Origin of the sequence: Parabacteroides sp. FAFU027 (genome assembly GCF_022808675.1) — a bacterium.
Taxonomy (GTDB): domain Bacteria; phylum Bacteroidota; class Bacteroidia; order Bacteroidales; family UBA7332; genus CAXXIC01.
The window spans coordinates 50,349-64,244 of sequence record NZ_JAKZKV010000013.1 but is presented as its reverse complement, the minus strand read 5'-3'; the positions used below and the strand labels follow the sequence as shown (position 1 = coordinate 64,244).

The 13,896-nt window shown below is 43.0% G+C and carries 14 protein-coding genes and 1 riboswitch; of the genes, 8 read left to right on the top strand and 6 right to left on the bottom strand.

The window, feature by feature from the left end; genetic code table 11:
- The first annotated feature begins 314 nt into the window (after positions 1–314).
- Together MLE17_RS16235 and MLE17_RS16230 are read left to right on the top strand one after the other, a co-directional pair.
- Complete coding sequence (locus MLE17_RS16235; RefSeq protein WP_243349777.1) at positions 315–2,396, top strand: S9 family peptidase; 2,082 nt, start codon at positions 315–317, stop codon at positions 2,394–2,396.
- A gap of 86 nt (positions 2,397–2,482) precedes the next feature.
- Positions 2,483–2,956, top strand: a complete 474-nt coding sequence (locus MLE17_RS16230) for a hypothetical protein (RefSeq protein WP_243349776.1) — start codon at positions 2,483–2,485, stop codon at positions 2,954–2,956.
- Between the two features lie 49 nt (positions 2,957–3,005).
- On the opposite strand, the gene MLE17_RS16225 is transcribed toward MLE17_RS16230, so the two are convergent.
- The 6 genes from MLE17_RS16225 to MLE17_RS16200 form a co-directional block, all read right to left on the bottom strand.
- Positions 3,006–4,190, bottom strand: a complete 1,185-nt coding sequence (locus tag MLE17_RS16225; protein WP_243349775.1) for an MFS transporter — start codon at positions 4,188–4,190, stop codon at positions 3,006–3,008.
- Positions 4,191–4,245: 55 nt separating this feature from the next.
- Entirely contained in the window at positions 4,246–4,764 is a 519-nt protein-coding gene (locus MLE17_RS16220; protein WP_243349774.1) for a GNAT family N-acetyltransferase, read from the bottom strand.
- A 267-nt stretch (positions 4,765–5,031) separates the two neighbouring features.
- Positions 5,032–5,502, bottom strand: a complete 471-nt coding sequence (gene trxA, locus MLE17_RS16215) for a thioredoxin (RefSeq protein ID WP_243349773.1) — start codon at positions 5,500–5,502, stop codon at positions 5,032–5,034.
- Between the two features lie 169 nt (positions 5,503–5,671).
- Complete coding sequence (gene trxA, locus MLE17_RS16210; RefSeq protein WP_243349772.1) at positions 5,672–5,968, bottom strand: thioredoxin; 297 nt, start codon at positions 5,966–5,968, stop codon at positions 5,672–5,674.
- A 2-nt stretch (positions 5,969–5,970) separates the two neighbouring features.
- Entirely contained in the window at positions 5,971–6,225 is a 255-nt protein-coding gene (locus MLE17_RS16205; protein WP_243349771.1) for a hypothetical protein, read from the bottom strand.
- 136 nt (positions 6,226–6,361) lie between these two features.
- Positions 6,362–6,658 (bottom strand): ArsR/SmtB family transcription factor, encoded by a 297-nt coding sequence (locus MLE17_RS16200; protein WP_243349770.1) that lies wholly within the window; start codon positions 6,656–6,658, stop codon positions 6,362–6,364.
- 217 nt (positions 6,659–6,875) lie between these two features.
- Positions 6,876–6,970, top strand: a riboswitch (TPP riboswitch).
- A gap of 66 nt (positions 6,971–7,036) precedes the next feature.
- On the opposite strand from MLE17_RS16200, the gene thiS reads away from it, so the two are divergent.
- The 6 genes from thiS (at position 7,037) to MLE17_RS16170 (ending at position 13,820) form a co-directional block, all read left to right on the top strand.
- Positions 7,037–7,240 carry a sulfur carrier protein ThiS gene (gene thiS / locus MLE17_RS16195; protein WP_243349769.1) on the top strand — a complete coding sequence of 68 codons (204 nt, stop codon included), beginning with the start codon at positions 7,037–7,039 and terminating at the stop codon, positions 7,238–7,240.
- Positions 7,241–7,373: 133 nt separating this feature from the next.
- A complete protein-coding gene (locus tag MLE17_RS16190; protein WP_243349768.1) occupies positions 7,374–8,141 on the top strand; it encodes a thiazole synthase in 768 nt (255 codons plus the stop codon).
- 145 nt (positions 8,142–8,286) lie between these two features.
- A complete protein-coding gene (gene thiH, locus MLE17_RS16185; RefSeq protein WP_243349767.1) occupies positions 8,287–9,408 on the top strand; it encodes a 2-iminoacetate synthase ThiH in 1,122 nt (373 codons plus the stop codon).
- A complete protein-coding gene (locus MLE17_RS16180; RefSeq protein WP_243349766.1) occupies positions 9,405–10,115 on the top strand; it encodes a HesA/MoeB/ThiF family protein in 711 nt (236 codons plus the stop codon). Before thiH ends, MLE17_RS16180 begins: the two co-directional genes overlap by 4 nt.
- A gap of 312 nt (positions 10,116–10,427) precedes the next feature.
- Positions 10,428–12,884 (top strand): mechanosensitive ion channel family protein, encoded by a 2,457-nt coding sequence (locus MLE17_RS16175; RefSeq protein WP_243349765.1) that lies wholly within the window; start codon positions 10,428–10,430, stop codon positions 12,882–12,884.
- Positions 12,885–12,998: 114 nt separating this feature from the next.
- The gene (locus MLE17_RS16170) at positions 12,999–13,820 is read left to right on the top strand and encodes an SDR family oxidoreductase (protein WP_243349764.1); all 822 of its coding nucleotides are present in this window, start codon (positions 12,999–13,001) and stop codon (positions 13,818–13,820) included.
- The last annotated feature ends 76 nt before the right edge of the window (positions 13,821–13,896 follow it).

The window sequence follows — 13,896 nt, the reverse complement described above, 5'->3', positions numbered from 1 at the left end:
GAATAACCAGCTTGTATTGTGAATAACTGTATCGCTATAACTTGCTGGGTTAAATAGGATTAAATGTTAAGTGTTTCTTGTACATTTAATTTGGATGGAGAGAAAAATGCTTTACCTTTGTAATGTTTTTCATGGTATTAGATTTAAGGTTAACAAAAAGGTTGAGGTTGTCGGGATGACAACCTTTTCTCGTTTATAGAGGTTCCTGTTTTTTTTAATACATTACTTCTCATTTTGCTCCTTTCGCTCCGTTTATTTGCTCACCTGATTCAAATTTGCTAATTTCAGCACTCCAACATTTTACAGTGGAAATTATGAATAAAATCAACGTTTGTATTATGGCTGCAACCTTAGCCGTTACGGCTTGTAACGGAAATAAAAACGGTGATGGCGAAATCATCGGCAAGAATAGTCCCAAAATCGAAAATGGGTTAATGACCCCTGAAGTCCTGAACAGCTTCGGACGAATTACCGATTTGCAGGTATCACCCGACGGCAGAAAGCTCCTGTATGGTGTTTCCTACATCAGTATTCATAAAAACAAGAGCAACCGCGAGCTTTTTACCATCAATGCAGATGGCAGTGAAAAGATGCAAATCACCGAAAGTCCCAAAAGTGAAAATAATGCCCGCTGGATAGATGGCGGAAAAAAGATTGCCTTCCTTTCGGCGGAAAGCGGCTCTTCCCAAATCTGGGAGATGAATGCCGACGGCAACGACCGCAAGCAAATCAGCGAATACGAAAAGGATATAGATGCCTTTATCTATTCACCCGATGGGAAAAAGGTGCTTTTTATCAGCCAGGTGAAGTACGGCGAACGCGCTTCCGATATTTATCCTGACCTGCCTGAAGCCAAAGGGCGTGTGATTGATGATCTGATGTACAAGCATTGGGATGAATGGGTGGAAACGATTCCCCATCCTTTCGTGGCTGATATTGTGGATGGTAAACTGACAAATATCACCGACATCATGGCCGGTGAACCATACGAATGCCCCACCAAACCCGATGCCGATATCGCCAACCTCTGTTGGAGCCCCAATAGCAAATCGGTTGCCTATTCTTCCCGTAAAAAGAAGGGTAAAGATTACGCCATTTCCACCAATACCGACATTTACCTGTACCATCTGGAATCAAAAAAGACCGAAAACCTCACCGAAGGGATGATGGGTTACGATACCAATCCGCAGTTTTCGCCAGATGGGAAAAGCATTGCCTGGATTAGTATGGAGCGAGACGGTTACGAGTCGGATAAGAAGCGTCTGATGGTGATGGAGCTGGCTACCCGTGCAAAAAGTGACCTGACCTCGGCATTTGATTACAATTGTGATGCCTTTGAGTGGACACCGGATGGCAAAGCTTTCTGGATGATTGCCTGTAAACTGGGCGTCACGCATATTTTCCATGTCGATGGGGCAAATTGCGCGATTCGTCAGGTAACCATAGGACAATATGACTTTGAGGAGGTGAAACAGGCGAATGGTACGCTGGTGGCGTTGCGCCATTCGATGTCGAAGCCCAATGAGGTATATTCTGTGGATCCGGCAACCGGTGTAACTAAAGAATTGAGCTTTGAGAATAAGGAGATTCTCGACCAACTTACGATGGGCAAAGTGGAGGAGCGATGGATTACGACTACCGATAATCAAAAGATGCTGACCTGGGTGATTTATCCACCTCATTTTGACCCGAAAAAGAAATATCCGGCCATTCTCTATTGCCAGGGAGGGCCGCAAAGTACCGTGAGTCAGTTATTCTCTTACCGATGGAATATGCAATTGATGGCAGCCAACGGTTATATTGTGGTTGCGCCTAATCGCCGCGGATTACCTGGTTTCGGTCAGGAATGGAACGAACAAATCAGCGGGGATTACGGTGGCCAAAACATGAAGGATTACCTATCTGCCATTGATGCTGTGGCTAATGAGCCGTTTGTCAATAAAGATAAGCTTGGTGCGGTCGGAGCTAGCTACGGAGGATTTTCTGTTTACTGGTTAGCGGGACACCACAACAAACGTTTCAAAGCCTTTATCGCACATGCCGGTATTTTCAATCTGGAACAGCAGTATCTTGAGACTGAGGAGTCGTGGTTTGCCAACTGGGATTTGGGCGGTCCGTTCTGGGATAAAAATAATGCTACGGCCCAGCGTTCGTTTGCCAATTCTCCCCATAAGTTTGTGGATAAATGGGATACGCCGATTCTGGTTACTGTAGGTGAGTTGGATTATCGTATTCTTGCCTCACAGGGTATGGCGGCGTTTAATGCAGCTAAACTGCGTGGAATCCCGGCGGAAATGCTCGTCTTCCCGGATGAAAACCATTGGATTACGAAGCCGCAAAACAGCGTGCTGTGGCAGCGGGTATTTTTCCGCTGGTTGGATAAGTGGTTGAAGTAAGGCTCCTCCCGACCTCCCCGAGGAGAAGGCGACGTGCAAGTATTACCGGATTCCGTTTCAGTTGATGTCATTTAATAACTCCGACTATGAAAAGCCTCATTCTGACTATTGCAATTTGCTTTGTAGCTCTTTGTTCCTGCCATAAAGAGGAACCAGTGCTCACCGGTTCTGATTATCTGATCTTTGGTCACTATTATGGAGAGTGTTTTGGTGAGCGATGCATTGAAATATACAAGCTCGAAGAAAAACAGGTTTCAGAAGATACGTTGGATAGATACCCCGGAAGTTCCGCTTTCTATCAAGGACAATATGTGAAGCTTTCACAGCAAAAGTTTGATTCGGTAAAAGATCTGATTGATTATTTTCCAAAAGTTTTACTGAGCGAGAAAGATAAGGTAATTGGAATGCCGGATGCAGGAGATTGGGGTGGTCTGTACATCGAATACAAAGTCAAAGACGTTCGTCGGTTTTGGTTGATTGACCAAATGAAGAGTAACGTGCCGTCAGTTTATCACCAATTTATTGATAAGGTCAACGAGAAAATAAGGATACTTGAATAGCTCAAAAAATAACGGTCAGCATTTGAATTCGAATGCTGACCGTTATTTTTTACGCCAACTTATGCTTCTGATAACTGGCAATCGATATTTTCCAATAATAAAGAATGGCAATGAAGCAGGCGATGGCGCTGAATCCGAATGCTGCACCCAGACTGGCCATGGCTGCAATTTTCCCGGCCAGGAGCATGCCAGCACCTACGCCAGTGTCGAAAGCGGTGTAGTAAGTCGAATTGGCAGTCCCACGTTGGTGGTGGGTGGCCATATTGATGAAGATGGTTTGGAAGGCCGGATAAGCGACTCCGTATCCCACACCCAAAACAAACGCGACTACATAGTACACGACTGGTATTTTCCACAATGCAAATAAAGTCAGACCAACTGTGAGTAACATTAATCCCAGCATTGACGCTTTGTGCAGTTCGCCCCGGTCAATCATCTTTCCGCTGAATGCACGTGCTCCGGCGATACCGATAGCAAGCATCACATAGAAAAGTCCGGGATTGGAGGCATTCATCTCTTTGCTGTACATGGCGGCAAACGACAGTATCATTCCGTAAGAGACGGTGACTAACAACAGATTGATTCCAACAGGAATTCCTTTCAGCATCAGGAAGCGGTCGAGCGATAAGGCTGCATGATGACGGATACGGGGCCTGATTGGAGCTTTGATGAATTGGGCAAATACCATTCCGATAAATCCGGTGATGATGGCCGAATAAAAGAGTATGCTAAAGTCGAAATGCTGGTAGAGGAATATTCCCGCTACCGGACCGATGGCCATGGAGATATTGAACGCCAGTCCGTAGAATCCGATTCCTTGTCCCCGTTGTTCAGAAGGCATAATATCAATGGCAAGTGTATTTCCAGCCGTGGTGATAATACCCCATGTGAGTCCGTGCAGGAAACGCAATACGATGAGGAACAGGATCGTTCCCGCCACCAGATAACCAAGACAGAATCCCACAAACAACAGATACGAAATCATATAGACCGTCTTGCGGGAGAAGCTATCGACCAGATAACCTGAAAACGGACGGATGACCAGCGCGGCAATCACGTAACAGGAAACAACGAGTCCGATGGTGGAATTATCGGTATGAAAGCGTTCGGATAAGTAAAATGGGAGTGTGGGCATCAACAGGTAGAAGGAGAAGCCCATCAGGAAGTTTGCCACACAGGCGAAGGAGAAGTTGCGGGTCCAAAGCCCCGTCTTTGCAGTGCTGTTTTCGTTCATAAACTTGAATTATGTTGCAAAGGTAGGGATAATCGGGCTTTTAAGAAAAATCAATCTATTCGCATTCTGGATTTATCAACGCATACCGGTATTCATCCCAAATCTGATCGTTTTTCCATATCGATTTCCGGAAAATAGCTTCACGGGTAAATCCGCATTTCTCCAAAACCTTCATGGATGCCTGATTGTATTCGAATACACCGGTATAGATGCGGATGAGTCCCAGTGTTTCGAAGCCATATCGGGTTATTAAAGATAAAGCCTGACTGGCGATTCCTTTTTTCCAATAAGATTCTCCAATGAAATAACCAACCTCTGCCGATTTGCAGTAGATGTCGGTTCCTTGTACCAGTCCGATATTTCCGACATATTCCCCTTGATATTCGATGGCAAAATTCATTGTCGGTTGCTGGAACTGGCAGTAGCTGATAAATTTCTTTGCATCGGCCATTGAGTAGGGATGGGGGAATCCATCTCTGAGGTTACTGGCGATCTTTTCGTTATTGGCTAATTCGGATAGTCTTTGGGTGTCTTCGAGGTGGAATAGACGAAGAGAGACTGCATTTGTTTTCATTTGATCATTTATTTCTTGATTCAATGGTTTTATGTATAGTTGTTTTGATAGGTAGTATTATGCAAAAATAACAGGGAATGTGTGTTTAGCAATAGAAGTTGATTGATTATTTCTAAATAATAGCTATTGTAATTATTGTATTTGCAAATAACTTATGAGATCAAACGAAGCTTTGTGTAATTGCTTTAATGGTGACAAAAACAAACGAGAGTGTTCGCTTCATTCAGAAGTGAACACTCTCGTTTTTATTTTCAGATTACCTGTTTTTTACTTAACCGACTTCAAAAGTTGGCTATCGATAATCTTTTTCAGCTCTTCTTTAGGCATGTATCCTGTAGTAGCTGACGGTTTTCCTTTCATGGGAAAGAACAGCAGTGTGGGTAACGCCTGGACTCCCATGTCTCCGGCTAATTGGCGTTCTTTGTCGGAATTTACTTTGTAAACGATAATTTTGCCTTTATATTCCTGTGCCAATTCTTCCAGGATAGGAGAGAGTTTACGGCAAGGCCCGCACCAATCAGCATAGAAGTCCACGATACAAGGCTTTTTGCCCCGGTAGATCACAACATTGCTGTTGAGCTCGTAGTTGTAGATCTCTTTCAAAAACTGAGACTTGTCAATATGAATGACAGTTTGCTCACTCTGCTGGTTGGCAGATACGGCATCGCTCTTGTTTCCGGCCTGAGTGCATTGGCTGAAAAATAATCCAATAGCGGCGATCAATATTATTTTCTTCATGTTTCAAATCTGTTTGATCCGTATTTGTTGCTAATGTAATACATTTTGCATCAGACCGGTTATTGATTATGAATAATTATAGCTTTTCAAAAATGTAATCGGAATTCGGAGCATTTACATAGAAAATCCTGTTTCCGATATCCATTTGACCTAGCATAAAACGGTTGAATTAACCGTATTGTTCGATGATCTGTTTAAGTTGAGCGGCTGGCAATACACCTGATTGACGGAATACCGGTTGCCCGTCTTTAAACAGAATCAAAGTAGGGACAGATTGAATTCTATACGCCATAGATACAGCCTGGTTTTGATCCACATCCACTTTTAGGATTTGAGCAGAATCTCCGACCATCCGTTTCACCTCCTCAAGGATTGGTTTCATCATTTTACATGGTTGACACCATTCGGCATAAAAGTCCACTAATACGGGTTTACCTGAGTTGATTGCTTCTTGAAACTTATTCATAATTATTTCTCCTCGGTTTTTTTGTTGTTATTTGAATCTGATTTATTGGTAATATCACAACTGCCACCGTAACAGCCACATCCGAGGAAAAGACCGGAGACCATCCAGCCTATCATGGCTCCCCATACGGTAGAGAGAAACCAATCCTGTCGTATGGCGCATGAACCGGAGGTGCATCCGTCGAATTTCCAGTAAAGAAATCCTGCGATTGCTCCGATTGCTGTGTAGAATAACTTATTGGTGAATAACTTTTTCATATGTCATTATTTATTTTTGTTTTGGCCACATATGGAACTCGCATATGATGTTATACTCTTTGATGAGCATTAGTTCTTGCTCGTTTCATAGGATATAAATATATAAACTATTGTTTATGTAAATGAGCAAATTTTTTTATGTCTTCTTGCATTCGGAGATGCAACGGATGATGTCCATAACCTTCTCATGCTCCAATGAATAGTACATGTTGCGGCCTTCTCTTCTGAGTTTGAGGATTCCTTTGGCATGCATATCGGTCAGGTGATGAGAAATCAATGGCTGTGTGCATTGCAAAGCGCTGCAAATATCAGAAACGTTCATCTCCTGATTTTTGGACAATACGGTCAGAATCATCAGACGGTTTGCGTTTGATAATGCTTTCAGTATATAGGCTACACGTTCAAGTTCTTCTTTGCAAATACAGGGATCCATACTTTTGTTTTGAATTACACTGCAAATATATAAATGTATATTGATGTACGATGTATTTTGGCGGTTAAATAATGTTGTAGGGTGGTTTGTGTTTTATAATCGGTTGATAGCTAAGAGGTTTATTTGGAGCTGTAATTTGATTATTCAGGATAATATTTATAAATAAATTTCAGGGACTAAATTCGGGGCTGAATGAAAAAATCATTTACCTTTGTGGCGAAAACTTTAGGGGTGCCCCTTAAAAGGCTGAGATTATACCCTTCGAACCTGAACAGGATAATACCTGCGTAAGGAAAAAGTTGAGGACTTCCTGTATCTTCTCATTTTTCAGATTCGTTCCCCTAAAGTTTATTGTATCACCTTTTAATTCATACTGTTATGAAGGTATATGTAAACAATGAACCGCGGGAGATTACCGAACAAACCTTCCTTATTTCTCTATTATCCGAACTTAATTTGTCCGAAACAAAGGGCATTGCTGTGGCTGTGAACGATGAAATCGTTTTTCGTCAAAACTGGCCTTTCGTTACTCTTCAGGAAAACGATAAACTGACTGTTATTCGCGCCACGCAGGGGGGGTGAGACGATTTACCATTTAGCAGATTTACTATTTACAATTTAAAGGGAATATAAAGAGAAAAGCTCTGCTGGTTCTTCGTCCTTTTGTCTAATCTCTTGACATATTTCCTCCTTTAACTTCAAAATAACAATCACAATGAAACCATTAGTTATAGCCGGGAAGACTTTCGGCTCAAGATTATTCACCGGTACCGGAAAATTCAGTTCGTCACAAATCATGGAAGAGGCGTTAGTTGCTTCGGGAAGTGAGTTGGTAACCGTAGCACTCAAACGAGTTGATACCGGTAACGAACAGGATGATATTCTCTCACACCTTAATCATCCACAGATCAATCTGTTGCCGAATACTTCCGGTGTGCGAAATGCCAAAGAGGCAGTCTTTGCAGCCCGTATGGCGCGTGAAGCGCTGGGAACCAACTGGGTGAAACTGGAAATTCACCCCGATCCGAAATACCTGTTACCTGATCCTATTGAAACACTTAAAGCTACTGAAGAGCTGGCTAAAGAGGGTTTTGTGGTTATGCCGTATATTCATGCCGATCCTGTTTTGTGTAAGCGACTGGAAGATGCCGGTGCAGCCGTGGTAATGCCATTGGGCGCTCCGATTGGAACCAATAAAGGATTGCGCACGATTGATTTTCTCGAAATCATTATCGAGCAAAGTAATGTACCGGTAGTGGTGGATGCAGGAATTGGTGCACCTTCCCATGCTGCCTGGGCGATGGAAATGGGTGCTGATGCCGTTCTGGTCAATACTGCCATTGCTGTGGCCGGTAATCCGGTGGAGATGGCCAAAGCCTTTCGCATGGCGGTAGAGTGTGGCCGTATGGCTTACGAGGCCCGATTGGCGAAGCAGCTGAAACATGCTGAAGCGAGTAGTCCGTTGACTTCATTTTTGGGGTAAAGACCTCCCCTGTTCCTGCAAAGGAGGGGAGAAAGTGGGTTTTCGAAACTATAGATGTTTAATTGACTCTGCCCAATATAATGTGTTTGTGTAAAACTCCCTTCCCTTCGGGGAGGGCAGGGGTGGGGTCTCAATTTTATATATTATGTCATTCAAAGAACTATTCGATACTTACCAATGGGAGGATGTCGAAAAAAGCATAACAGCCAAAACAGCCCGCGATGTAGAAATTGCGTTGGCTAAAGATCGGTGCGACCTTGAGGATTTCAAAGCTTTGATATCTCCGGCGGCACTACCGTATCTGGAACAGATGGCGCAAAAAAGTCATCAAAACACTTTGCGCCGCTTCGGTAAAACGATGCAGCTCTATGTACCGCTTTATCTGTCGAATAAATGCCACAATTCGTGCGTCTATTGCGGATTTAGTGTGAAGAATAAAATCCATCGCCGGGTATTGACCGACAGTGAAATCATGCAAGAGGTGGAGGTCATCAAAGGAATGGGTTTCGAACATCTGTTGCTGGTGACGGGGGAATCTCCCCGTGAAGTGGGTGTTGATTATCTGAAGAATGCCATTCGACTATTACGGCCTCATTTTGCCCAGATTACCTGCGAAGTACAACCGATGGACCAGGCCGATTACGAGACATTGGCAGCCGAAGGAATGCACGGGGTGTATGTGTATCAGGAGACTTTTAACAAAGACCGTTACCCGGAATATCATCCTGCCGGTAAAAAGGCGGATTTCTATTATCGCCTCGAAACGCCTGAACGTCTGGGACACGCGGGTGTGCATAAAGTAGGGTTGGGCGCATTAATCGGACTGGAAGAGTGGCGCACGGAATTATTTTTCCTGGCAATGCATTTGAATTATCTTGAAAAGAAATTCTGGCAAACGAAATACTCTATTTCATTTCCACGCATGCGTCCGTTTACCGGAGGTTTTCAGCCGAATGTGATTATGTCTGACCGTGAATTGGTGCAGGCGATTTGCGCCTTCCGCCTGTTTGATAATGAAGTGGAACTTTCCATTTCTACCCGGGAGAGCGCTGCTTTCCGGGATAATCTGGTGAAGCTTGGGGTTACCGCCATGAGTGCAGGATCGAAAACGAATCCCGGCGGTTATGCTGTTTCTCCTGAAACATTGGAACAGTTTAATATTAATGATGACCGTACTCCGGTTGAAATCTGCGAGATGCTTCGCTCCAAAGGTTACGAAGCTGTATGGAAGGATTGGGACATCTCCATGATTGCACTTGAATCATGATGGAAGGGGATACGGAACGTTATTCGCGCCATCTGTTGCTGCCGGAAATCGGGGAGGCAGGTCAACGAAAACTGCATGGGGCATCGGTGTTGGTGATAGGTTGCGGCGGATTGGGTTGTCCTGCACTTCAATATCTGACAGCAGTGGGAGTGGGCCGAATCGGGATAGTGGATGCCGATGTGGTAAGTGTAAGTAATCTTCAACGCCAGATTCTGTTTGGAACGAAGGATGTCGGGAGATATAAGGTGGAAGTGGCGAAAGAGAAGCTTTCTGATCTGAATCCAAATATAACCTTTGATGTTTATCCTGAAATGCTGACGATGGATAATGCCGAAGATATTATTTCCCGATATGACCTTGTGTTGGATTGCTGTGATAATTTCCCGACCCGTTTTCTAATTGGAGATGTGACTGCCCGGTTGCAAAAGCCGTTGGTCTTTGGTTCGATTTACCAGTTTGAAGGACAGGTGTCGGTCTTTAATTATCAGCAAGGTCCTTCTTATCGGGATTTGTTCCCGGAAGCGCCGGATGGTGTTCGCCCTGCTTCTGACGTTGGAGTCCTGGGCGTTTTGCCTGGTGTTGTTGGTGCAATACAAGCTACAGAAGTTGTAAAAATAATTACCGGAGCGGGAGAAGTACTTTCGGGCAAACTCCTGATGTATGATGCGTTGAAAATGAACTTACAGGTTTTTCGGATCAAAGCCTGAAAATATTCTCTATAATAAGGTTATATGATAAAGAAGAGCTGGTCGATTGGACTTGCTCTTCTTTTGTTACAGGGGAAAACGAAATATGACAAGATTATTTTATTGCTCGCTCTTTAAAACCGCTCATTTTCAAGACTTATTTTGAAAAATAGCCGGGTCCTGATTATATTTTAAGTCCAGGGGCTTTGACGAAAGCAATTTGCTTCTAATTTTGTTAGAGATTTATACAGCTGATTACTTTGTCTATTCATGTATAGTACATTCAAATTTTCTTTTTCAATGACAAAATGCCACTTCAATAAAGGAAAACAGATGAGAACGCTACGAATTATTCTTCTAAGCTTAATATTTGCCGTCGGTTTAGGTACTTATGCCCAGACTGAACCGGAAGCTGCTCAGCCGGTCGTCACCGAACAAAACGCTCAACTGGCAGAAAAAACGGTAGATACCATTGTTCAGCCGGTTCCCGTTGTGCCGGAACCAAAGAAAAAGACCTGGCGCAAGAAACTGGTTTGGGCCAGCGATACGCTGACGACCAGCGACTATATGATGAGTATTGAACGCATCAATGACCGGTTAAATGATATTCTGGACAGTGCGCGTCTTGGCGTAGAAGTGGTGACTTTCGGTCGGAGAATTGATGACCTTACCAATGAAACGGAACGCATCCGACTTTATGTAAGCGAACGACAAACAGGAGTTCACATGAAGAACCTTTATTTGTATCATAATTTCCTGTCCAACCTTTACAGTCAGAATCAACGGACTCAACAAAATCTTAAGAATCTGTACAATCGTTTGTATCATTCCAAGTTAAGGCTGAAAGGGGCTATGACCGATTCTGTATTTAAGGCTTTATGTGCCGATTCATCGTTGCGGTGGAAGTTTAATGCCCGGATGGACCGTTTGCAAACCAAATGGTACACCAACGATAAACAGATAAGGGAGAAACTGAGAACACTTAATGCGTTGAAGTTAAATGCTTCCGAAAATTCGATTACCCTCTCCAATATGTTGAGTTCTCTTGAAACACGTATGGATAAGGCAAGTGAATTGCTTTGGGGAGAAGAGGTTAATTATTTATGGAAATCAGATAAATCATCTGACACAGACTCCAGAAAAACAGTTCAGTTTAGCCATAAACTGGACAGGGAATTCAAGGCAATCGGATATTATTTTTCCCAGACTTTATGGCAAAGAATATTTATTCTACTGATTACGTTGTTGCTTTTCGGATGGCTTTATTATTCACGGAATCTGTTGCATGAATGTCGGAATAACAACCGGAAACTGGCATTCCTTAATCTGAAGTATCTGAACAATAAACCTGTATCAGCTATTCTGGTGGTCGTTTTACTGATGATGCAGTTTTTCGATGCGTATGCACCAGTATCTTATCTGGCGATTGATTATTTGTTATTGATCATTGTCATTTCAGTCATTTTTAAAGATCAGTGGAAACGAGAGGTTTGGAAGGAGTGGCAGGCGATGCTGATTGTCGCATTGATCATTGTCATCACAAACCTTTTTGTGGAATCAACATTTATACAACGTTTCTGGCAATTGATGCTGTACGGTGTAATGATTGCGTATGTATCCCGATTTATCAAAAAACTAGATAAAAAGACCCTGTTCTACAACTGGATTAGATATGCCGCATTGACCAGTATTGCTTTAGCTTTTGTGGGAATAGTTGCCAACTTGTTTGGCCGGTTCTCCCTTTCTTGTTTGCTAGGCATTTCTTCCGTATTCGCTATTTTACAGGCAATTGCCCTGCCTGTGATGTATGATACGGTTCAGGAGATAGTTTTTCTACAAATCGAAAGTAGCCGGTTGCGTAAAGGAATTGACAGGCCGTTTGACCATCACATTGTAATCAGGAAGCTGAGATTACCATTAACATTTATCATCCTTATCTTGTGGTTTATCCTGCTTACCTCTAACCTGAATATTTATCCTGCAATCAGCAGCAGTGTGGATCAGTTTTTTAATGCTACACGTAATGTGGGAAGCGTATCTTTCAGATTAATCAGCATATTGCTCTTTTTTGCCATTATCTGGTTGGCGCATTTGTTGCAGCGTTTGATTAGTTATGCGTTGGGAGCTGTGGGCAGTGACCTTGACGATATCACCGAGGTCACTAAGGGACAGCACTCCCGCTTGTTGATGATTCGTTTGTTTGTGCTTTGTTCCGGTTATCTGTTGGCAATAGCGGCGTCGGGATTACCATTGGATAAAATTACTATTGTTTTGGGAGCATTGAGTGTTGGTATCGGTTTGGGATTACAGTCGATAGTGAATAACCTGATTTCCGGTATTATCCTGATTTTTGACGGTTCATTGCAGGTAGGGGATGAAATTGAAGTGAGCGGACAGTCCGGAAAAGTGAAAGAAATCGGACTACGGGCCAGTACCATCAATACGGCAGATGGAGCAGAAGTAATTATCCCTAATGGAATACTGACTTCTCAGAATATTGTTAACTGGACTTATACCAATGACCAACGCAGGGTGATGATAGAATTTTCTCTTTCTGGTGAAGAGCTGGATGCCAATGTGATTAATGAAATCATCAATGCCACTTTGGTAAATCAACCCCATGTCATTGGGAAAAAGAAACCGGTTATTCTATTTACCAAAGTCACTCCTGAAGCCTGTTGGCTGAAAGTTCATTTTTGGACTACGATTTCCAAACGGGAGCAGGTGAAAAGCGAAGCATTGCTTCATCTCAAGGATGGTTTTGCGTCAAAGGGAATGATGATGGAGTAAAAGGCTATTGTCTTGAATTTTCTACTAATTTTGCAAACGCCGGATTGAAATCGCTGAAGATGTGGATCCGGCGTTTAATGATTTGGGAATATATAAACCACAATACTCAATAATATGGAACAAAAAGTTGTGCTTATCACCGGAGGAAGTGCCGGAATAGGACTTGCTACGGCTGAAAGCCTGATGAATAAAGGTGTAAAAGTATATGCAGCTTCCCGTCGGGGAGGTGAGCCAAGAAAAGCAGTGAACGGCGCAGGAGAGTTGGTTCATGTTAAAATGGACGTAAACAATCCGGAAGAGATCGAAAGTGCAGTAGCTCAGATAATCAGTGAAAACAACCGCTTAGATGCAGTAATCTGTAACGCTGGTAACGGAATTGCCGGAGCCATCGAAGATACTTCAGAAGAGGAGATGCGTTATCAGTTAGAGACAAACTTCTTTGGTGCTGTAAAAACCATTCAGGCTTGTCTTCCTGTATTTCGTAAACAGGGTTATGGCAGAATCATTACCACTTCATCGGTTGCTGCCATTGTGCCTATTCCTTTCCAGGCATTTTATTCTGCTGGTAAATCCGCTTTGTTGGTATTCATGCAAGCCTTATCTATGGAGTTGAAACCGTTTAATATCCAGTGCTGTACTGTATTGCCGGGGGATACTAAAACAGAATTTACAGCTGCACGTAAATATACCGCTGCCTCTCAGCTATCAGATTCGGTATATACCAAATCAATGAAAACAGCTGTTGGTATTATGGAAAAAGATGAACAAAACGGAATGAATCCCGTAGATGTAGCTTCTAAAATTGTGAACCAGATATTTGCAAAACGGATGAACCCGGTAGTCGTTCCCGGTGTTCAGTATCAGTTTATTTGCTTCCTTTACAACCGACTGCCTGTGAAGTTCAGACTTTGGGTTGTCAATAAGTTATATAGTTGATCTTTTGTAATGATTTAGAGAGACAATCATATAGCTAAAAAGCTCCTTATTGCCTTTGTGGTAATAAGGAGCTTTT